This is a genomic window from Bradyrhizobium sp. BR13661 (genome assembly GCF_029892425.1).
Classification (GTDB): Bacteria; Pseudomonadota; Alphaproteobacteria; order Rhizobiales; family Xanthobacteraceae; genus Bradyrhizobium.
On sequence record NZ_JARXWB010000013.1, the window covers coordinates 1 to 19,944 of the forward strand.

At 63.2% G+C, this 19,944-nt stretch carries 20 protein-coding genes; 12 read left to right on the plus strand and 8 right to left on the minus strand.

The annotated features are described in order from the left end of the window. Positions 1-124: 124 nt before the first annotated feature. From M2427_RS21170 to M2427_RS21185, 4 genes are all read right to left on the minus strand, one after another. A complete protein-coding gene (locus M2427_RS21170; protein WP_280708559.1) occupies positions 125-334 on the minus strand; it encodes a hypothetical protein in 210 nt (69 codons plus the stop codon). Between the two features lie 93 nt (positions 335-427). Continuing rightward, positions 428-1,333 carry a hypothetical protein gene (locus tag M2427_RS21175; RefSeq protein WP_280708560.1) on the minus strand — a complete coding sequence of 302 codons (906 nt, stop codon included), beginning with the start codon at positions 1,331-1,333 and terminating at the stop codon, positions 428-430. Positions 1,334-1,357: 24 nt separating this feature from the next. Next, positions 1,358-1,438, minus strand: a complete 81-nt coding sequence (gene pqqA, locus M2427_RS21180) for a pyrroloquinoline quinone precursor peptide PqqA (RefSeq protein ID WP_012029362.1) — start codon at positions 1,436-1,438, stop codon at positions 1,358-1,360. Positions 1,439-1,608: 170 nt separating this feature from the next. Then, positions 1,609-2,001, minus strand: coding sequence for a calcium-binding protein (locus M2427_RS21185; RefSeq protein WP_280708561.1), 393 nt, complete (start codon positions 1,999-2,001; stop codon positions 1,609-1,611). Between the two features lie 334 nt (positions 2,002-2,335). On the opposite strand from M2427_RS21185, the gene M2427_RS21190 reads away from it, so the two are divergent. The 5 genes from M2427_RS21190 to M2427_RS21210 all read left to right on the plus strand — a co-directional run bounded on the left by M2427_RS21190 (position 2,336) and on the right by M2427_RS21210 (position 7,029). After that, on the plus strand, positions 2,336-4,000 hold the full coding sequence (locus tag M2427_RS21190) for a methanol/ethanol family PQQ-dependent dehydrogenase (RefSeq protein ID WP_280708562.1): 1,665 nt from the start codon (positions 2,336-2,338) through the stop codon (positions 3,998-4,000). Positions 4,001-4,024: 24 nt separating this feature from the next. After that, positions 4,025-4,378: a cytochrome c gene (locus M2427_RS21195; RefSeq protein ID WP_280708563.1), complete on the plus strand. Its 354-nt coding sequence runs from the start codon at positions 4,025-4,027 to the stop codon at positions 4,376-4,378. After that, positions 4,375-5,301: a transporter substrate-binding domain-containing protein gene (locus M2427_RS21200; protein WP_280708564.1), complete on the plus strand. Its 927-nt coding sequence runs from the start codon at positions 4,375-4,377 to the stop codon at positions 5,299-5,301. Before M2427_RS21195 ends, M2427_RS21200 begins: the two co-directional genes overlap by 4 nt. A 198-nt stretch (positions 5,302-5,499) precedes the next feature. Further along, complete coding sequence (locus M2427_RS21205; protein ID WP_280708565.1) at positions 5,500-6,525, plus strand: FUSC family protein; 1,026 nt, start codon at positions 5,500-5,502, stop codon at positions 6,523-6,525. Positions 6,526-6,603: 78 nt separating this feature from the next. After that, positions 6,604-7,029 carry a hypothetical protein gene (locus M2427_RS21210; RefSeq protein WP_280708566.1) on the plus strand — a complete coding sequence of 142 codons (426 nt, stop codon included), beginning with the start codon at positions 6,604-6,606 and terminating at the stop codon, positions 7,027-7,029. A 14-nt stretch (positions 7,030-7,043) separates the two neighbouring features. Here the strand turns inward: M2427_RS21210 and M2427_RS21215 are convergent, their stop codons facing one another. Further along, on the minus strand, positions 7,044-8,009 hold the full coding sequence (locus M2427_RS21215) for a helix-turn-helix domain-containing protein (protein WP_280708567.1): 966 nt from the start codon (positions 8,007-8,009) through the stop codon (positions 7,044-7,046). A gap of 513 nt (positions 8,010-8,522) precedes the next feature. On the opposite strand from M2427_RS21215, the gene xoxF5 reads away from it, so the two are divergent. The 7 genes from xoxF5 to M2427_RS21250 all read left to right on the plus strand — a co-directional run bounded on the left by xoxF5 (position 8,523) and on the right by M2427_RS21250 (position 16,430). Then, the gene (gene xoxF5 / locus M2427_RS21220; RefSeq protein WP_280708568.1) at positions 8,523-10,325 is read left to right on the plus strand and encodes a lanthanide-dependent methanol dehydrogenase XoxF5; all 1,803 of its coding nucleotides are present in this window, start codon (positions 8,523-8,525) and stop codon (positions 10,323-10,325) included. A 110-nt stretch (positions 10,326-10,435) separates the two neighbouring features. Beyond that, complete coding sequence (locus M2427_RS21225) at positions 10,436-10,924, plus strand: c-type cytochrome, methanol metabolism-related (protein ID WP_280708837.1); 489 nt, start codon at positions 10,436-10,438, stop codon at positions 10,922-10,924. A gap of 60 nt (positions 10,925-10,984) precedes the next feature. Continuing rightward, positions 10,985-12,094 (plus strand): S-(hydroxymethyl)glutathione dehydrogenase/class III alcohol dehydrogenase, encoded by a 1,110-nt coding sequence (locus M2427_RS21230; protein ID WP_280708569.1) that lies wholly within the window; start codon positions 10,985-10,987, stop codon positions 12,092-12,094. A 33-nt stretch (positions 12,095-12,127) separates the two neighbouring features. Then, complete coding sequence (gfa, locus tag M2427_RS21235; protein WP_280708571.1) at positions 12,128-12,691, plus strand: S-(hydroxymethyl)glutathione synthase; 564 nt, start codon at positions 12,128-12,130, stop codon at positions 12,689-12,691. 654 nt (positions 12,692-13,345) lie between these two features. Then, a complete protein-coding gene (locus M2427_RS21240; protein ID WP_280708572.1) occupies positions 13,346-13,798 on the plus strand; it encodes a 2Fe-2S iron-sulfur cluster-binding protein in 453 nt (150 codons plus the stop codon). A gap of 1 nt (position 13,799) precedes the next feature. Then, positions 13,800-16,112 (plus strand): molybdopterin cofactor-binding domain-containing protein, encoded by a 2,313-nt coding sequence (locus tag M2427_RS21245; protein ID WP_280708573.1) that lies wholly within the window; start codon positions 13,800-13,802, stop codon positions 16,110-16,112. A gap of 54 nt (positions 16,113-16,166) precedes the next feature. Continuing rightward, complete coding sequence (locus M2427_RS21250; RefSeq protein ID WP_280708574.1) at positions 16,167-16,430, plus strand: hypothetical protein; 264 nt, start codon at positions 16,167-16,169, stop codon at positions 16,428-16,430. A gap of 215 nt (positions 16,431-16,645) precedes the next feature. On the opposite strand, the gene M2427_RS21255 is transcribed toward M2427_RS21250, so the two are convergent. From M2427_RS21255 to M2427_RS21265, 3 genes are all read right to left on the minus strand, one after another. Beyond that, positions 16,646-18,373 (minus strand): methanol/ethanol family PQQ-dependent dehydrogenase, encoded by a 1,728-nt coding sequence (locus M2427_RS21255; protein WP_280708838.1) that lies wholly within the window; start codon positions 18,371-18,373, stop codon positions 16,646-16,648. Positions 18,374-18,501: 128 nt separating this feature from the next. Further along, entirely contained in the window at positions 18,502-19,155 is a 654-nt protein-coding gene (locus M2427_RS21260; protein ID WP_280708575.1) for a Rieske 2Fe-2S domain-containing protein, read from the minus strand. Positions 19,156-19,418: 263 nt separating this feature from the next. Continuing rightward, a complete protein-coding gene (locus M2427_RS21265; protein WP_280708577.1) occupies positions 19,419-19,883 on the minus strand; it encodes a group III truncated hemoglobin in 465 nt (154 codons plus the stop codon). Positions 19,884-19,944: the final 61 nt, after the last annotated feature.

The following is a 19,944-nucleotide window of genomic DNA, read 5'->3' on the forward strand; positions in this document are numbered from 1 at the left end:
GCGGGCTTCAAAGCCCTAGGATGAAGCGGTCTCCCGTCCGTCACCATATCGGCCAATCTAGCCGATCCAGCGTGTCGTGACTTACAAGGATGAGGGGTTAGATTGCTCCCCGTTCGGCTAAGCGTCACGCCTTGTCGTTGGGGTGCGGATATTCGCAGCGCCAGCGCACCGCCTGCCATTTCGGGTGATCGCCGATCCATTGCGCGATATAGGGCGGCGCAGCCATGGAGCATTGCGCCGGCGAGCCGCCGAAATTGAACACCAGATGCTGCTCCTCGCAGGTCGCAGGCGAGAGCAGCGCACACACAGTGACCACCAGGTCGATCGGATTCATGCCGGCATCCTCGCACGGGAGCGTTGAGATTAGCACAAAGGGATACGCCCCGAGGAGCTGGAAGTTTCAAACGCGCGTGAGGGAACCGCTTGGCTAGAAGTTAACGCCGAACACCAGTCGCGCCTGATGGCGCTCGAAATTGACGAGGTCGAGATTGGCGCTCGACCCTGCCGGACGGCCCCAGGCCTGCATGCTCCAGCTCAAGGTGAGCCGCGACTTCTCGGTGAGCTGGAAATAGGCGGTCGGTCCGACGAACAGGGCTTGCCCGGAGAATTCGCCAAGGCCGATGCCCTCATATTGACGGAAGTAGCGCATTTCGCCACCGAGCAGAAAATCCGGCCGCACGCGTACCATGCCGGCGAAGGCTGCGCCGATGATTGAGCTCTTCTCGGACAGCCCACTCACCTCGAAGCGTGCCCATTCCGGCTGATAGATCAGATTGAGCGCACCGATGACGAAATTCGGGACCAGCTCGCGGTCAAAGGCGAGCGTGAAGTCGCTGCCGTACATTCGCCCCTTCGCGCCACTGATCTCGTCGATGCGATTGCCATGAATTTCGGCGGCGACCGTCATCCCGAACGGCGCGTTGTCGCGGTCGAGCAGACGATAGCGGAGATCGAGCGAGAGGCCCTGGAAATTGAGCTGACGGCGGTCATCGATGTCGGGGACGCCGGAGATGTCATGCATCGTCGCCACGCCGCCGACCTCGACGCGAAAATTCGGCACCGGGACGACTTCTATCTCGACCTGGTGGCTGAGCGCGCGGTAGGTACCGCTACCCTTGCCGAAGCGTCCGGTCGTCTCGGTCTGGAATTCGCGCTCGCCATGATTGCCGACGTCGCTGCCGATCATGAAGCCGAAGATGTGCTCGGTATCGAACCCCTCTTCCGCATTCACGCTCACTGGCGCGAGCGCGACGATGCACGCTATTGCAGTCCGGAATGTGGCGGCCCCCAAGCGCATTCCGGACACTACCACGGCTTCGACGGCATCCGCCATCGAAGCCGCGATAGGTCGTCAGTCTTACTTGCGCGCAGCGCAGGCGTACATGTTGATTTCCATGCCGACCGGCACTTCCACGATCTTCGGAGCTTTCCAGGCCATTCGGGGTCTCCCCAGGTATTGAGCGCGACATCGCGCCGGCAAAACCTAGGGCTGCGTCCGGCGCCATGCAAGTCTGGAATCGAACCGCAGCCACGGCGGAGTCTCGAATAACACGCGCAAATTTCGCTCTCGGACAAGCCGTTTTCGCTCCCAGTCAAGCGCTGACGACCTCAGCGCAACAATCGCAGCAAGGCGCGACCGGCGCGCGAGTTCAACTCCTTGGCGTCGAGCGTGCCGTCCTTGTCGGGATTCGCAGCGTTGAAACGCTGCTCCACCACGGCAAGATATTCGTCGAGCGTCAGTGTGCCGTCGTGATCGGGATCGGCAGCGGCGAGTTCTTTTGCCGTTAACCGTCCGCGCAGTTCGCGCACATCGAGCGTCCCGTCATGGTCGGGATCGAGCTTTGCGAACAGCGCCGCGGCCGCCTTCTTCACCTCGGCGAGATCGAGGGTGCCGTCATTGTCGGTGTCGAACATTTTGACGGCGCCGCCGGAGGCTGACCAGGCCGGACCGGATAACACGGCGAGCATGAACGCAAACGCAATCGAGCGACGCGATATCATCGTGACCTCCCTGAACCGTAAGCCCCGATTCGCGCGGGGTGACGACAGCATAAGTCCTCAAGCCGGCCCCGGTTCAAGTTGAATGTCGCCGCTCCCGCACGACTGAACCGGGCCGCGGACAAACTCTCGCGCTGCATCAATCTTCGCACTGTGGAAATTGATGCAGCGCATTCGCGCAAGACGAATAAAAAACCTCGGGGATTACCGCGAAAGGTTTGGCATCTGGCGTCCAACATATCGGCAGCGCGCTTTCGACTTTCGTATTGACGGGTTTTGCTTTCGGGCGGAGTGTTGCAATCGCAGCGTCAAAAGACGCGCATATTGGGAGGAACGGATGAAACGCCTTGCGATGGCCGCGAGCCTCGTCATATCCGCATGCTCGGTTGCGAGCGCACAAACGACCGATCAGCTGGTCAAGGGCGCAACCGATACGTCGAACGTTCTCAATTACGGGATGGGCTACAATCTCCAGCGCTTCTCGACGCTGAACCAGATCAACAAGGACACCGTCAAGAACCTCGTCCCGGTCTGGAACTACTCCTTCAACGACGATCGCAGCGAGGAATCGCAGCCGCTGGTCTACCAGGGCGTGATCTACGTGACCTCGCACAATGCGACCATGGCGGTCGACGCCAAGACCGGCAAGCAGATCTGGAAATCCAAGATCGAATATCCGGCCGAGACACCGCGAATCGTCTGCTGCGGCATCATCAATCGCGGCGGCGCGCTGTTTGACGGCAAGCTGTTCCGCACCACGCTCGATGCCAACGTGATCGCGATCGACATCAAGGACGGCAAGGAGCTGTGGCGGCAGAAGGCGGCCGACATCAAGGAAGGCTATTCGATGACGGTGGCGCCTCTGGTCGCTGACGGCGTCGTCATCACCGGCATCTCCGGCGCCGAGTTCGGCACCCGCGGCTTCCTCGACGGCTGGGATCCGGCGACGGGCAAGCATCTCTGGCGCACCCATTCGGTCCCCTCCCCGGACGAGCCCGGCGGCGACACCTGGAAGGGCGACACCTGGAAGCTCGGCGGCGGCTCGACCTGGATCACCGGTTCCTATGACCCCGAGCTGAACACGGTCTATTGGGGCATCGGCAATCCCGGCCCGTTCAACGCGGCCGTGCGCCCCGGCGACAATCTCTACACCTGCTCCGTGCTGGCGATGGATCCCAAGACCGGCAAGATCAAGTGGCACTACCAGTTCTCGCCGAACAATCCGTTCGACTATGATTCGGTGGCCGAGATGGTCCTCGCCGACATGAACGTCGAGGGCAAGCCGACCAAGGTGCTGATGGATGCCAACCGTAACGGCTTCTTCTACGTGCTCGACCGCACCAACGGAAAGGTGCTGGCCGCCAATCCTTACGTGAAGGTGAATTGGGCCTCCGGCGTCGATCTGAAGACCGGGCGCCCGATCGAGACCGACGTCGTCAAGGATGCGCGCGACGGCAAGAAGGTCACCGTCTATCCGTCGATCCTCGGCGGCAAGAACTGGGAGCCGATGTCGTTCAACCCGCAGACCGGCCTTGCCTACGCCAACACGCTCGCCTTCGGCGGCAAGTACAAGTCGGAGCCGGCCACCTTCAAGCAGGGTGAATGGTATCTCGGCATGGACCTGACCGATCCCTGGGAATGGGGTGACGGCGCACGCGGCCATCTGAAGGCGATCGACCCGATGACCGGCAAGGCGAAGTGGGAAGCAGCCAGCGATATCCCGCGCTTCTCCGGCGTGCTGTCGACCGCGGGCGGTGTCGTGTTCACGGGTGCGCTGACCGGCGAGTTCGAGGCCTTCGACGCAGATTCCGGCAAGAAGCTCTGGCAGTTCCAGACCGGCTCCGGCATCGAGGGCCAGCCGGTGACCTGGCAGCAGGATGGCGTGCAATATGTCGCTGTGACGAGCGGCTATGGCGGCGTCTACTCGCTGTTCTCCGGCGACGAACGGCTGGCGAAAGTGCCGCCCGGCGGCTCGCTGTGGGTCTTTGCGGTGAAGCAGTAGCGGCAAGAGACGTTGCAAGACACGTTGAGAGACACATCTCACAAGACGGTGGCGATCCTCGCCACCGTCGCGGTGCTGACGGTCGCGCTTGCGGCGACCGTCCGTGCCGCGGACGATTCGAACGGCAATCCGCTGCAGGCGCAGATCGACCACGGCAAGTCGACCTATGCCGAAAAGTGCTCGCACTGCCACGGCCCCAATCTGATGAATTCCGGCACCATCACGCCGGACCTGCGCGTCTTCCCCGATGACATGACGCGGTTCGTCACCACGGTGAAGAACGGCAAGAACAACAAGATGCCGCCCTGGGGCGACATCCTGAGCGACGACGAGATCGGCAGCCTCTGGGCTTTCATCTCGAGCCGGAGGAAGCCATGAGAGACCGGCTCGCAGCGCTCGGTCTCGCCATGATGCTCGCGGCTCCGGCAACGGCGGCCTGGGCAGCCGATCCCCTCGGCATCTGTCTCGATGAGGACCGCCCGCCGCTTTCGGTGCACCACAAAGGCAAACCGGATTCCGGCTTCGACGTGCTGCTGGCACAGGCGCTCGCGGACCGGATGGGGCGTCCGCTCAAAATCCAATGGTTCGAGAGCAAGCTGGACGAGGATTCCAGCCCGCAGCTCGAGGCCAATGCGCTGCTCTCCGACGGGCGCTGCTCGCTGGTCGGCGGCTACGCGCTGACAACGGATTCGCTGGTCAAGCCGGGCGTGCCGACAGCGCGCCTGCCGGATTTTGCCGGCGCCACGCGTGACGACCGGCGCCGCCGTGTCACGCTCGGCGTGCTCGCGCCAAGCAGGCCTTACGTCTATTCGCCGATGACGGTCGTCCTTGGCCCGAAGGCGCGTGATCGCAAAATCAACGGCATCGGCGATCTCGCCGGCCTTCGCCTCGCGATCGAAAGCGGCTCGCTCGGCGACGCCATTCTGATGACGTTCGACAAGGGGCGGCTGATCGACAACATCACCCATCTGGTCCCCGGCCGCGACGATCTCCTCGGCGCACTCAATCGCGGCGATTATGACGCGACCCTGCTCGACCTCGCCCGCTTCGACGCCCATCGCGCCGCACATCCCGACACGGCCATCACCGCCTCGGGCTATTACTATCCGATCGGTGCCAATCGCGGCTATGTCGGGCTTGCCAGCGATCCGGCCTTGATCGAGGCCGTCAACAGGGCGCTGACGGATCTCGCCACCGAGGGCAAGATCGCGGAGCTCGGCAAGCAGGCCGGCCTCACCTATCTGCCGCCACGCGAGCCCGCGATCCTCGGCGACGTCTGGACGAAGATCATCCAGCGGTGATCCCATTCCGGGGCGCCTGCAGAGCGAGCCCGGAATCCATCTTGCCTGGGAGCATGCGGCCCGATGGATTCCGGGCCTGCGTGCTTCGCACGCATCCCGGAATGACACGGGATGTGGCTGGCGGCGGCGGCACACTCTGGCTCCACGGCAGCCGCGCCGATATCATAGCAGTATTCCATCCGCCCGCTTCGGTGCCCCGTGAACGCCCCGGCCCTTCCGCCCTCGACGAATCTGCGCGATCTCATCTCCAGCGAGATCAAGACCCGCGAGCTCTTGCGCGCGCTGATCGTTGTGGGCTCGTTCGTTGCGGCTTATTTCATCTCCGGCGAGACGGCACTGCTGAATCTGGGGCTGATCGCGGTATCGCTGCTCATTCCCGCACTGCGCCTGCATTCTCCGCCAAAAGTGATCGCCTGGCATTATCTTGCGATCCTCGTGGCATTTGCCGCACTCTTCCTCGCTGCTCCCGTCAAACCGCTGTTCGTGGTGCTGACGGCGCTGGCCGGCTTCCTCGCGGTGGCGGGAACGCGCTACGGCGAACATTTGCGGACGCTGGGCAACTGGGTGTTCATCCCCGCCGTCTACCTCGCCTGCGAGGTTCGCGAGGGCGTGAGTGAGTCGGAAGCGCTGCGGCACGCGGGCATCATCATTGTCTCCTCGCCGGTTGCGCTGGCCCTGGTCTGCGCGATTCAAATCTACGACCAGCGGCAGAGCGCCAAGGCGGCGACGTCGTTCGGGCCACCTGCGAGCGAGTGGCTGCTGCCGGCCTCGGCCACCGCCATGGCGGTCTTCGCAGCAGCGGCACTGGTCGAGATCCTGGGTCTCGCACAGGGGCAGTGGGTGATGTGGTCGGCGGCGAGCGTCGTGGTCGGCGATCTCACCGCCTCCACCGACAAGCTGAAGCAACGCGCCATCGGCGCACTCGTCGGCGTGCCGCTGGGCTTCCTTGCCGGCCTTGCGCTGACGCAAAGCCGCGTTGGCTACGCGCTTGCGGTTCTCGCGGCCACGCTGACGCTGATCTCGTTCTCGCGTTACATCGTCGGCTTCAGCCTGCGCTGCTTCTTCATCGCCCTCGCCGCATCCTTTGCCGGCGGCGCCAGCGGCATTGCGGAGGAACGCGTCGCCAATGTGATCATTGGCGGCGTATTCGGCCTCGCCGCGGTCGCCCTGACGGACATCGTGTGGAAGCGCGTGGCGCGCCCTTCGCGTCCGACCAAAGCCTAGTGTCGGAAATGCATGCGGCGGCTATGATCTTGCAACCGCCTTGCAAAAAGACCGCCTCGAACGAGAAAGGCCGCTCGCATGAGACCTGATGCACTCGCCCTGACCGCCCTGGTCATCCTGCTTTTTCCGATGGGCTATTTCCTGCTGGCATCGCCGGCATTCCTGCTGGTGAAGCTCGACATCCCGCCGGTCACGCAGCTGTTGCGCGGGATGTTCAACATTCAATTCAGAATGGTGAGCGTGGCCGGCATCATCGGGACAATGGCTTTCATCTTCGCCGGGCGACCGCTGTTCGCGCTCGGCGTCGGCCTGCTGACCGCCCTCGCGATCTGGGGACGCCCGCGATTCATGCGGCAGATCGATGACCAGCTCAGCGCCAGAGATGCGGGCGATGCGAATGCGGTGCGCCAGCTGCGGCGGCTGCACTGGGGCGGAATGCTGTGCAACGCTGTGCTGGTCGCCGCCGTCGTCGCCAGCATTCCCTACGTCGCCACGTCGTCGTGAGAGGATCGCGCGACCTAGGCTTCGTCAGCGATGGCGCTCTGCTGCGCCTTGTGGATCGAGGACGGCACCACGCCGAAATATTTCCGGAACACGCGGCTGAAATGCGATGAGCTGGAGAAGCCCCAGGAGAAGGCGACGTCGGTGATGGTCTTGCCGCCGTGGGCCTCGAGCTCCTGACGGCAGTTCTGCAGGCGCGCCTGCCAGATGTAATCGCTCACCGTGGTGCCGCGCTCGGAGAACAGCATGTGCAGATAGCGCTTGGAGCAGCCGAGCTCGGCGGAGATCTGGTCGATGCACAGATCCGGATCGCGCAGATGCTCGCGGATGAAGAACTGCGCGCGCACATACATCGCTTCCGGCCCGACCCGATCGAACATCGTGTCGGCTTCGCGCAATGGCAGCAGCAGCAGGTCGATCAGCGAATCGGCAACGCCGACGGCGCTGTTGGCCGACAACTTCGCCGCCTCGTCGAACGTGGCATGGACGAAATCATGGGCGATCCGCCCCGTGCCCGTCTTCGCCGTCAGCTTGCAGGCCGGCATGCGCTGTGACGGGAAGCCGCGATCGCGCAAGAGCGCCTTGGGTACGATCACCACGTCGTGGCGCGTGAAGGCGGGGCTGACGATCAAATGCGGACAGGAGACGTCATAGGCGATGATGTCGCCCGGGTTCAGTTCGATGTGGCGGCCTTCCTGCTCGAAGTAGGACACGCCATAGGTCTGGAAGTGAATCTTGATGTACGGGTGTTCATTGGCCTTGGCGCGCGCCAGCGTGTGCGCGATCCGATGCTGGCTGACTTCGATCTGACAAAGCTTCAGACGCGAGACCGTCGTGTAGTCGATGCGCCCTTCGAGCGAAGACGCCTCGAGCGGATCGACGTCAAAGTGACCACACAGGCTCGTCAGTCCGTCGACCCAGCTCTGGATCTGTCGCTTCGGCGTCAGTCCCGTCGTCGAGAGCGTGTGAATTGTGTCGGACATTAATCCAGCCACTGGTGTTGCAGGGGATTCGACGCGAATCGCAGCCAGTGCCTGCTGGAGCCCTCGGCCATGATTGCGTGACGTTTACCTCGAATTTGAGCGGTCTTTTGAAACGAGCGCCATCGTCCCATTGCCACCCTTGCAAGTTAATCCTCCGCCTTAGTTGCAGCGCCGTCAAGGGGAACCTGAGCGCTGAGCAGCGCGGCGCCCCGCGCGGAAGCCGCTGAATTCGCTACTGCAAAATCAAAATGTTTGCCCCCGTGCGCTGTCGAGCAAAGCGCCTTCACTCTTGGGCAAGTTTCCCGCTGGCGAAGTCGTTAGGGATTGCAGCAGGAACAAAAAGAACGGGCTGCTCCTGCACGCGGACCCGTAGCTCTCATCCGGAGGAGGAAACAGCACAGCATCGTTTCTGGTCCCCAACGTGACCGCCCTGCACGAGCAGACGCCGGACGAGAAGCCCGGCTATTGAGCAATGCTTCGGAAACAATAAACGAGACCAACGGAGGAATGACTATGCGCAAGGTGCTACTGGCGACCTTTCTCGGCTCCGCGGCGGCTCTCGCCGTCGGGACCGCGTCGGCCAATGACGAGCTGAACAAGATGTCGCAGAACCCGAAAGACTGGGTGATGCCGACCGGCGACTATGCCAATACCCGCTACTCCAAGCTCAATCAGATCAACGCACAAAATGTCGGCAAGCTCCAGGTTGCCTGGACCTTCTCGACCGGCGTGCTGCGCGGCCACGAAGGCGGCCCGCTGATCATCGGTAACATGATGTATGTCCATACGCCGTTCCCGAACAAGGTCTACGCCATTGACCTTTCAAACGAGAACAAGATCGTCTGGAAGTACGAGCCCAAGCAGGATCCGAACGTCATCCCGGTGATGTGCTGCGATACCGTCAACCGCGGCCTCGCCTTCGGCGACGGCAAGATCTTCCTGCATCAGGCCGACACGACTCTCGTCGCGCTCGACGCCAAGTCCGGTCAGGTTGCGTGGACCGCCAAGAACGGCGATCCGAGCAAGGGCGAGACCGGCACCTCGGCGCCGATGGTCGTCAAGGACAAGGTGCTGATCGGCATCTCCGGCGGTGAGTTCGGCGTTCAGGCCCACATGACCGCTTACGACATCAAGACCGGCAAACTGGCCTGGCGCGGCTTTTCGGAAGGGCCGGATGACCAGATCCTGGTCGACGACAAGACCACCGCACTCGGCAAGCCGATTGGTAAGGACTCCAGCCTGAAGACCTGGCAAGGCGATCAGTGGAAGATCGGCGGCGGCGCCACCTGGGGCTGGATCTCCTACGATCCCGAGCTGAACCTGATCTACTACGGATCGGGCAACCCCTCGACCTGGAATCCGAAGCAGCGCCCCGGCGACAACAAATGGTCGATGACGATCTGGGCCCGTAACCCCGACACCGGTGTCGCCAAGTGGGTCTATCAGATGACGCCCCATGACGAATGGGACTATGACGGCGTCAACGAGATGATCCTCTCCGATCAGTCGATCAACGGCGCGGCGCGCAAGCTGCTGACGCATTTCGATCGTAACGGCCTCGGTTATACGCTCGATCGCGTCACCGGCGAGCTTCTGGTCGCCGAGAAGTATGATCCGAAGGTCAACTGGACCTCCGGCGTCGACATGGACAAGAACTCCGCCACCTATGGCCGTCCGAAGGTGCTCGACGCAGCTTCGACCGACAAGGCCGGCGAAGACCACAACGTGAAGGGCATCTGCCCGGCCGCGCTCGGCACCAAGGACGAGCAGCCGGCAGCCTACTCGCCCGATACGCAGCTGTTCTACGTCCCGACCAACCACGTCTGCATGGACTACGAGCCGTTCAAGGTGAGCTACACCGCGGGCCAGCCCTATGTGGGCGCGACGCTCTCGATGTATCCGCCGCAGGGCGATACCCACATGGGTAACTTCATCGCCTGGGACGGCAAGACCGGCAAGATCGTCTGGTCGAACAAGGAGCAGTTCTCGGTCTGGTCGGGTGCGCTCGCAACCGCCGGCGGCGTGGTGTTCTACGGCACGCTCGAAGGCTACCTGAAGGCGGTCGATGCCAAGACCGGCAAGGAGCTCTACAAGTTCAAGACTCCCTCCGGCATCATCGGCAACGTCACCACTTATGAGAACGGCGGCAAGCAGTATGTCGCAGTGCTCTCCGGTGTCGGCGGCTGGGCTGGTATCGGTCTGGCAGCGGGTCTGACTGATCCGACCGCAGGCCTCGGCGCGGTCGGTGGCTACGCGGCCCTCAGCAACTACACGGCGCTCGGCGGCACGCTGACCGTGTTCTCGCTGCCCAACTAGCCTCTGTTCAATGTCGCTCCGGCGCGTGGATCAACTCCACGCGCCGGCTCGTCTCCACTTGATGCTTCGAGGAACAGCTCTTGCGTAAGATTTGCTCTGTCATTGCTGCGATGATCTTCGTTGCGTCCGGAGGAATTGCTGTCGCGGACGGCTCGGGCGATCCGACTGCCGTCAAGCAGAACGAAACTGGCGAATGGCTCGATAAGGACGGTAACCCGACCTACAAGATCAACGGCCAATCCGTCGACTGGTACACCTATTCCGGATACCGCCGCTATCACTCGGACTGCCATGTGTGTCATGGCCCGGATGGCATGGGCTCGACCTATGCGCCCGCATTGAAGGATTCGCTCAAGACGATGAACTATGCCGACTTTCTGGGCGTCGTCGCCTCCGGTCGCAAGAACATCTCGACGGCCTCGGAGAACGTGATGCCGGCCTTCGGCGATAACCCGAACGTCGCCTGCTATATGGACGATCTGTACGTCTATCTGCGTGCCCGCTCCAACGAAGCCTGGGGCCGCGCCCGTCCGGGTCAACACGAGGACAAGAACGACGCCTATACCAAGAATGAAGACTCGTGCATGGGCAAGAAGTGAACGTTTGCAGCCCGGCTGAGACTTAAGTCTTGGCATCCTGCGAGAATTTAGGAGTTACCGATGAAGACACGTGCCGCCGTCGCTTTCGAAGCCAAGAAACCGCTCGAAATCGTCGAAGTCGATCTGGAAGGGCCGAAGGCCGGCGAAGTGCTGGTCGAGATCAAGGCGACGGGCATCTGCCATACCGACGCCTACACGCTCGACGGTTTCGACAGCGAAGGCATCTTCCCATCGATCCTCGGCCACGAGGGCGCAGGTATCATCCGCGAGATCGGCGCAGGCGTGACCTCGGTGAAGCCGGGCGATCATGTCATTCCGCTCTACACGCCGGAATGCCGGCAGTGCAAAAGCTGCCTCAGCCGGAAGACCAATCTCTGCACCGCGATCCGCGCCACGCAGGGCAAGGGCGTGATGCCTGACGGCACCAGCCGCTTCTCCTATAAGGGCAAGCCGATCTATCATTATATGGGCTGCTCGACCTTCTCGAACTTCACGGTACTGCCCGAGATCGCGGTGGCGAAGATTCGCGAGGACGCTCCCTTCGACAAGAGCTGCTACATCGGCTGCGGTGTCACCACCGGCGTTGGCGCCGTCGTCAACACCGCGAAGGTCGAGCCGGGTGCCAATGTCGTCGTGTTCGGCCTCGGCGGTATCGGGCTCAACGTCATCCAGGGCGCCAAGATGGCCGGCGCCGACAAGATCATCGGCGTCGACGTCAACGACTCCAAGGAAGAATGGGGCCGCCGGTTCGGCATGACTGACTTCGTCAACCCGAAGAAGCTCACCGGCGACATCGTCCCCCACCTCGTCACCCTGACCGACGGCGGCGCCGACTACACGTTCGACTGCACCGGCAACACAACCGTGATGCGCCAGGCGCTGGAGGCCTGCCATCGCGGCTGGGGCACCTCGATCATCATCGGCGTTGCCGAAGCCGGCAAGGAAATCGCCACCCGTCCGTTCCAGCTCGTCACCGGCCGCAACTGGCGCGGCACCGCCTTCGGCGGCGCCCGCGGCCGCACCGACGTGCCGAAGATCGTCGATTGGTACATGAACGGAAAGATCCAGATCGACCCGATGATCACCCACACGCTCAAGCTCGAAGAGATCAACAAGGGCTTCGACCTGATGCATGAGGGCAAATCTATCCGTTCAGTTGTCGTGTTCTAGCTCGAAAGCGTCACCCCCAAGGAGGATCGACCCATGACTGTTGCACTCCATCCATCGATCGATAACGGCCTCAAACAAGGCACCGGCCATTTTGCCGGCGGCACGCTCGCCTGCAAATGCAAGGATCATCAGGTCAAGGTCGGCATCAAGGGCGACGTGGCGCACAACCACGCCTGCGGCTGCACCAAGTGCTGGAAGCCGCAGGGCGCGACCTTCTCGGTCGTGGCCGTGGTGCCGCGCCAGAACGTCACCGTGCTCGAGAACGGCGACAAGCTCCAGATCGTCGACGCCTCGGCCGTGATCCAGCGGCATGCCTGCAAGGCCTGTGGCACCCACATGTTCGGCCGCATCGAGAACAAGAACCATCCGTTCTACGGTCTCGATTTCATCCATCCGGAACTGTTCCAGGAACAGGGCTCGCAGGCGCCGCAATTCGCCGCCTTCGTCTCCTCGGTGATCGAATCCGGCGTGAAGCCGGAGCAGATGGCGGGCATCCGGTCGCGGCTGAAGGAAATCGGCCTCGAGCCCTATGACTGCCTGTCGCCGGCGCTGATGGATGCGATCGCGACTCATGTCGCGAAGGCCAAGGCTGCCTGAGAGGGCTGCCTGAGCAAGGCCGCAAGACGATTGCCCGTCCGCCCGCTGCTCGCCGGCGGGACGGACGGGTGCGACCCTCGAATGATCGCGGCTGCTCTGCCGCTTGTGCACTTTGGGTATGCGAGCGCGTTTCGCTCCCTCAGTCCTGGTCTCTGAATGACTGCGCAGTGCCGCCCTCTTCCGTCGTGAAGTCAGCGCGTCCTGCGATTCTCCCTCCCTCGACTGAGGAATACTGCTTCGTCCGCCCGGTTCCGCTTGCGGACGAAGCTTTTTTCACTGCGTCTTCGATTTCGCGATCGCCTGTCGCGCGACGTCTTGCCACGCCCTGCTTTCGACAAACGGCGGATGCAATCTGTTCGCGTCGAGTACGGCCAATTGAGAACACCTGGCTGTGAACACTTGGCTGTGAACACCGGTCCGGCGCGTTTCCTGCTACGGTCGCGTCGTCACGATGCCGCACCAGTTCAATCAATCAAGAACAAGACGGGAGGTATCGAGCACTTCAGGACATCCCGATTTGTATTCCAGCCTCCTGCCGGGACCTGCCCGCGTGGGACGAAGGGCCGGAATGCAATCACACCACGCAACGGACATTGCGCCGACTGAACTCGGCAATGTCGGAATCAGCAAGCTTATGAAGAGCGAGGGACGATCATGATCAAGGTGAAGATCAACGGCCAGGAACAGAGCTGGGACGGCGACCCGGATCTCCCGCTACTCTGGTTCCTGCGCGACGAAGCCGGGCTGACCGGCACCAAGTTCGGCTGTGGCCAGGCCCTGTGCGGCGCCTGCACCGTCATCGTCGACAAGGAGGCGGTGCGCTCCTGCATCACATCGCTCAACGACGTGGCGGGGCGCGAAGTCACCACGATCGAGGGGCTGCATCCGGATGGCGATCATCCCGTGCAGAAGGCCTGGCGCCAGGTCAATGTCCCCCAATGCGGCTTCTGCCAGGCCGGCCAGATCATGCAGGCCGCCGCACTGCTGATGGACAACCCCAAGCCGTCGCATGACCAGATCCGCGAGGCGATGTCCGGCAACATTTGCCGCTGCGGCTGCTATCAGCGCATCGAGAACGCCGTCCACCTCGCATCGACGGGAGTGTGACATGAATTTCATCGACAATCCCCGCAAGCTCCGTGGCTTCGAAAAGAACATCAAGGTCGAGAAGGTCTCTCGCCGCAGCATCCTGAAGGGGCTCGGCATCACCGGCGGCTTCGTGCTCGCCGCCCCCGTGATGTCGCGCCAGGCCTTTGCCTATGAGACCGGCGCCGGCAAGATGCCGCATGGCGTCGTGGTCGATCCGCGCGTGTTCGTCGCGGTCGCGCCCGACGGCACCGTCACCATCCTCGCCCACCGCTCCGAAATGGGCACAGGCGTGCGCACCAGCCTGCCGCTGATCGTCGCGGAGGAGATGGAGGCGGACTGGTCCAAGGTCAAGGTGCAGCAGGCTCACGGCGACGAGGTCAAGTTCGGCAACCAGGACACCGACGGCTCGCGCAGCACGCGGCACTATCTGATCCCGATGCGCCAGATCGGCGCCTCCGCCCGCACCATGCTGGAGCAGGCCGCGGCCAAGCGCTGGAACGTGCCGGCGACGGAGGTCAAGGCGGTCAATCACGAGGTCGTCCATAGCGCGAGCGGACGCAAGCTCGGCTTCGGCGAACTCGCAGCCGATGCCGCCAAGCAATCGGTCCCCAGCATCGAAGGCCTCAAGCTGAAAGACCCCAAGGATTTCCGCTATCTCGGCAAGGGCCAGGTCAGCATCGTCGATCTCCACGACATCACCACCGGCAAGGCCCGTTACGGCGCCGATGTCCGCCTGCCCGGCATGAAATACGCCGTGATCGCGCGTCCGCCGGTCACCGGCGGCAAGCTCACCTCGTTCGATCCGGACGCGGCGCTGAAAGTGCCGGGCGTCGAGAAGGTGATCAAGGTTCAAGGCTGGCCGTGGCCATCGAAATTCCAGCCGCTCGGCGGTGTGGCGGTGATCGCACGCAACACCGGCGCTGCGATCAAGGGCCGCGACGCGTTAAAGCTCGTCTGGGATGACGGCGCCAACGGCAAGTATGACTCGGTCGCCTACCGCAAGGACCTCGAGGAGGCTTCGCGCAAGCCGGGCCTCGTGGTGCGCCGGGAGGGCGATGCGGACGCCGCGCTGAAGTCGGCCGACAAGGTCGTAACCGGCGAATATTATCTGCCGCACCTCGCCCACGTCAGCATGGAGCCGCCGGTTGCGGTCGCCGACGTCAAGGGCGACAAGGCCGAGATCTGGGCGCCGGTGCAGAGCCCGGGCGGCACCCGCGAGGACGTCGCCAAGACGCTCGGCATTCCCGAGGGCAACGTCACCGTCAATGTCACGCTGCTCGGCGGCGGATTCGGCCGCAAGTCGAAATGCGACTTTGCGCTCGAGGCCGCACTTCTGTCGAAGGAGCTCGGCGCACCCGTGAAGGTGCAGTGGACGCGCGAGGACGATCTCCATCACGACTTCCTGCACACGGTCTCGGTGGAACGGATCGAGGCGGGCCTCGACAAGGACGGCAAGGTGATCGCCTGGCGTCACCGCAGCGTGGCGCCGACCATCGCCTCGACCTTCGCGGCCGGTGCCAACCATGCGGCGTCGTTCGAGCTCGGCATGGGGCTCGTCGACATGCCGTTCGAGATCGCCAACATCTCCTGCGAGAACCCGGAAGCCGCGGCGTTCACCCGCATCGGCTGGTTCCGCTCGGTCTCGAACATCCCGCGCGCCTTCGCGGTGCAGTCGATGGTCGGCGAAATCGCCGCTGCGACCGGCCGCGACCAGAAGGAGACGCTCCTTGCCTTGATCGGTACTCCTCGCATCGTCAAGCCCAACGTCAAGGACCTCTGGAACTACGGCGAGCCTTATGACAGCTACCCGATCGACACCGCGCGCCTCCGCAAGGTCGTCGAGCTGGTCGCTGAGAAGGGCGAATGGGGCCGTCAGGTCCCGAAGGGGCACGGCCTCGGCATCGCCGTGCACCGCAGCTTCGTCAGCTATATCGCCACCATCGTCGAGGTCGCCGTCGACGAGAAGGGCAAGCTGACGGTGCCACGCGTCGACACCGCGATCGACTGCGGCACCTATGTCAACCCCGAGCGCATCGCCTCGCAGATCGAGGGTGCCGCGATCATGGGCCTGAGCCTCGCCAAATACGGCGCGGTGACCTTCAAGGACGGCAGGGTCGAGCAGAAAAACTTTGACGACTTCCAGGTCATCAGGATGGACGAGGCTCCGCTGGTGACCAACGTCCATATCGTTCCACCTGCATCGGATACGCCGCCGAGCGGCGTCGGCGAGCCCGGCGTGCCGCCGTTCGCACCGGCGCTGATGAACGCGATCTTCGCCGCAACCGGCAAGCGCATCCGCGCGTTGCCGATCGGCAAGCAATTGGAGGCGTAGCGGGAACATCAGCGGCTTCGCGCCGTTTCTCTTCGATCTGACAGGAGCAGATCGATGACCAACATTCCAAGGGCGCTCGCAGTCTCGCTGCTGTCGAGCGCCTTTCTTTTGAGCGGTGCGGCCGCCTTCGCCCAGAGCAGCAACACCACACCACCAACCACGGCGACGCGCCCCACCGCGCCGGACCAGAGCTCGCTCCCCAACACAAGCGCGCCGCCCGCCTCGACCACGCAGACGACCGGGCAGAGCAGCACTGATCCGAAGGTCCGCGAGATGAATCAGGCGGAGAAGGACAAGGTGGAGCGCGAGGGGAAATAGACTCGGCGCACTCCACGCCGTCATGGCCGGGCTTGTCCCGGCCATCCACGACCTTTGCCGCGGCACTGAGAAACGTGGATGCCCGGGACAAGCCCGGGCATGACGAGTTCTTGGTGAGAGCAACGATCCCATCGCACGCAAAATGCGGCGGACGTTGCCGTCCGCCGCACTCGCCACCCCCCTGCTGCTCCGCCTATTTCGATCCGCCGCGGAGCTTACTTCTTCAGCGCGAACACCCAGATCACGCCGCCTTGCGGCACGTTGGACTCGATGCCGATATTGTTGGTCGCGAGCGCGTCCTGGATGCGCTGCGCGTCGACGCCCCAGCCCGACTGCACGGCGATGTACTGCGTGCCGTCGACCTCATACGACATCGGCATGCCCATGATGCCGGAGTTGGTCTTCTGCTGCCACAACAGCTCGCCGGTCTTGGCGTTGAAGGCGCGGAAGTTGCGGTCGTTGGTGCCCCCGGCGAAGACGAGATCGCCCGCGGTGGCCGTGACCGAGCCGAACAGCTGCGACTTCGGGAAGTCGTGCTGCCACACCTTCTTGCCGGTCGCGGGATCCCAGGCCTGGAGCTCGCCGAAATGATCGGCGCCGGGCTTGGCCTTCAGGCCGATGTCTTCCGGCTTGGTGCCGAGCCAGAGCTCGCCGGGCTTCAGTGCCACCTTCTCGCCGGTAAAACCGCCGCAGAAGTTTTCGTTGGCGGGAACATAGACGAGCTTGGTCCGCTCGCTATAGGCCGCCGACGGCCAGTCCTTGCCGCCCCACAGCGAGGGGCAGAACTCGACGCGCTTGCCGATGACCGGCTTGTGTGCGGGATCGACGATCGGCCGCCCGCTCTCGGCATCGATGCCCTTCCAGACATCGTTGGAGACGAAGGGCCAACCGGCGACGTAGTTGATCTTCGTCGGGGTGCGCTCGAGCACCGAGAAGATCGCATCGCGGCCGGGATGAATAAGGCTCTTGATGGTGCGGCCGTCGCGCTGAAGGTCGACCAGGATCGGCGCTTCGACCTCGTCCCAGTCCCAGGAATCGTTCTGGTGATACTGGTGATAGGTCTTGATCTTGCCGGTGTTGGGATCGAGCGCCAGCACGGACGAGGTGTAGAGATTGTCGCCGGGATGCGCGTCGCCGGGCCAGGGTGCAGCATTGCCGACGCCCCAATAGATCGTCTTGGTGTCCTTGTCGTAGTTGCCGGTCATCCAGGCTGAACCGCCGCCGTTCTTCCAGTCGTCGCCCTGCCAGGTGTCGTGGCCGGGCTCGCCCTCACCCGGAATGGTGTAGGTCCGCCACAGCTCCTTGCCGTCCTTGGCGTCGAAGGCGGCGACATAGCCGCGCACGCCAAGCTCGCCGCCGGAGCCACCGACGATGACCTTGCCGTCGACGATCAGCGGCATCAGGGTCATGTACTGGCCCTTCTTGTAGTCCTGGACCTTCGTCTCCCACGCCACCTTGCCGGTCTTGGCGTCGAGCGCGACGACATAGTCGTCGGTGGTGGCGAGATAGAGCTTGTCCTCCCACAGGCCGACGCCGCGGCTGGTCGGATGCAGCTGGAACAGATCGTCCGGGAGCTGCCGCTTGTAACGCCAATATTCATCGCCGGTCTTCGCGTTCAGCGCGATCACCTGCCCCATCGGCGTTGCCACGAACATCACGCCGTTGTTGACGATCGGCGGCGCCTCGTGGCCTTCAACCACGCCGGTAGCGAACGTCCAGACCGGCGTCAGGTCCTTGACGTTGGAGGTGTTGATCTGGTCGAGCGGGCTATAGCCTTGCCCGTCATAGGTACGGCGATAGAGCATCCAATTGCCGGGCTCCGGATTCTCCAGGCGCTGCTGGGTGACGGGCGCATAATTCTCGATCGGGCCGGCGATTGCGGCGGTCGAGACGACACATGTGAAGGCGACGGCGCCGGACAGCAGTAATTGCTTTGTGGTCATGTACGTTTTCATGGACGTTCCCCTTTTCATCCGATTGAATTCTTGTTTTGAATTCTTGCCGTTCGTCCCGAAATCCGCCCCGCGGCGGATGCGGCCTCTCGTGAGGCGGGCACATCCCGCAACCTCCATCATCCCGGCTGCGCGCCACCTACCTTTCCGATGAATCCACCCGCGACACTGAGCGCGCCGCCAGCAAGCGCCAGCGGCAGCGCGGCAAGCCGCCGCGGCGCCGGCCCGAACACCACCTGTGCGCCCTGGCGTGGATCATATTCGGAGTTGTGGCAGGGACACTTGAAGACGGTCATGCCGCCTCCCTGATCCGCCTTCACCCATTCCGAAACCGGACAGGCGGCATGAGCGCAGACCGCCGAATAGGCAACGATTCCATCGGCTGCGCGCGCACGCGTGGTCTCATCGAGCTCATTCGGATCGAGCTTCACGACAAGAATCTCGTTCAGGCGTGAGCCGCTGCGAACGACAGAGGTTTTTGGATCCTTCGGCCAGGCGCGAACCGGAGGGCCGCCCAGCTTGAGGCCGTCCGGCTTGATGAGCTGACCTTCATCGTCGCCCTCGGAGAGGACAAGCAGATCGCCTTTCTGCGGCCGCTCGTCGGAACCGGGCGGACCTTCGCCCGCACGCGCTGGCGCGGAACAGCCGAGACAGGCGGTGGCGACGAGCGCACCGAGCAGCAACGTTCGTCGCGTTTGCTCCGCGCCCACATCGGCATCGGGTTCCGCAGTGTTGTCGAAGGATGATGTGAGATTGAATGATGTGCGCGACATGCATGCTAGCAGGCGCTGGAACTCTGCCGAAATGAAGGCGAAGACTTGGCGCCGCAGTGCATCAATATGGCTTTACTCGCTTTGATTGAACACGATTGCACGTATTCAAACGCGTTTTTGCCGTTTCAACGTCATGCCGCGCGATCGGCATGATGATTTTGCAGATCAGACCGATGATGCAGGAATTGGTGCGGCGCGTTATCAGCCACGCGGCACAACCGCAAAGCGATTCAACTGCACGTTTTGCAGGCAGCTTCGTGCGTTCAGGACCTGAGCACGTGACGCGGCGCGGCGATGCGACCGGCAATCGTGGCCGAGGCCATCTCAAAGCTGTCGGCGATGCGACGCGCCTTGTCGATGAAGAGTGCGGCCGCCGCTGGAGGACAAACCTCGCGCGCGGTCTGTTCGAACAGGTCGAGCCAGCGGTCGAAATGATCGCCGACCAGACTGAGCGGCATATGCGCCCGCATCGGCGAGCCGTGATAGCGGCCGCTCATCAGAACGACCGACGACCAGAAATCCTTGAGCTTGGCGAGATGCTCGTCCCAATTCTGCACGATCGCGAACACCGGCCCGAGCAGCGCATCCTCGCGAACGCGCCCGTAGAAGCGGGTGACGAGTTCCCCGATCATCTCCTCGGTGATCCCGGTGCGCTCGATCGCATCCTGGGTCAAGAGGTTCCGCCGCGTGGCCGCCGCCTCGCGCTCGGCCTTCAGTCGATCCGACATGTCGTTCGTTGTCCGTCTTCGTTGTCCCCTCTCCCCTTGCGGGAGAGGGTGGCTCGCCGCA

Coding starts and splice junctions, on each gene's coding strand:
- M2427_RS21170 (WP_280708559.1), bottom strand. CDS start 334: ATGAATCCGATCGACCTGGTGGTCACTGTGTGTGCGCTGCTCTCGCCT.
- M2427_RS21175 (WP_280708560.1), bottom strand. CDS start 1,333: ATGGCGGATGCCGTCGAAGCCGTGGTAGTGTCCGGAATGCGCTTGGGG.
- pqqA (WP_012029362.1), bottom strand. CDS start 1,438: ATGGCCTGGAAAGCTCCGAAGATCGTGGAAGTGCCGGTCGGCATGGAA.
- M2427_RS21185 (WP_280708561.1), bottom strand. CDS start 2,001: ATGATATCGCGTCGCTCGATTGCGTTTGCGTTCATGCTCGCCGTGTTA.
- M2427_RS21190 (WP_280708562.1), top strand. CDS start 2,336: ATGAAACGCCTTGCGATGGCCGCGAGCCTCGTCATATCCGCATGCTCG.
- M2427_RS21200 (WP_280708564.1), top strand. CDS start 4,375: ATGAGAGACCGGCTCGCAGCGCTCGGTCTCGCCATGATGCTCGCGGCT.
- M2427_RS21210 (WP_280708566.1), top strand. CDS start 6,604: ATGAGACCTGATGCACTCGCCCTGACCGCCCTGGTCATCCTGCTTTTT.
- M2427_RS21215 (WP_280708567.1), bottom strand. CDS start 8,009: ATGTCCGACACAATTCACACGCTCTCGACGACGGGACTGACGCCGAAG.
- xoxF5 (WP_280708568.1), top strand. CDS start 8,523: ATGCGCAAGGTGCTACTGGCGACCTTTCTCGGCTCCGCGGCGGCTCTC.
- M2427_RS21225 (WP_280708837.1), top strand. CDS start 10,436: ATGATCTTCGTTGCGTCCGGAGGAATTGCTGTCGCGGACGGCTCGGGC.
- M2427_RS21230 (WP_280708569.1), top strand. CDS start 10,985: ATGAAGACACGTGCCGCCGTCGCTTTCGAAGCCAAGAAACCGCTCGAA.
- gfa (WP_280708571.1), top strand. CDS start 12,128: ATGACTGTTGCACTCCATCCATCGATCGATAACGGCCTCAAACAAGGC.
- M2427_RS21240 (WP_280708572.1), top strand. CDS start 13,346: ATGATCAAGGTGAAGATCAACGGCCAGGAACAGAGCTGGGACGGCGAC.
- M2427_RS21245 (WP_280708573.1), top strand. CDS start 13,800: ATGAATTTCATCGACAATCCCCGCAAGCTCCGTGGCTTCGAAAAGAAC.
- M2427_RS21250 (WP_280708574.1), top strand. CDS start 16,167: ATGACCAACATTCCAAGGGCGCTCGCAGTCTCGCTGCTGTCGAGCGCC.
- M2427_RS21255 (WP_280708838.1), bottom strand. CDS start 18,373: ATGACCACAAAGCAATTACTGCTGTCCGGCGCCGTCGCCTTCACATGT.
- M2427_RS21260 (WP_280708575.1), bottom strand. CDS start 19,155: ATGTCGCGCACATCATTCAATCTCACATCATCCTTCGACAACACTGCG.
- M2427_RS21265 (WP_280708577.1), bottom strand. CDS start 19,883: ATGTCGGATCGACTGAAGGCCGAGCGCGAGGCGGCGGCCACGCGGCGG.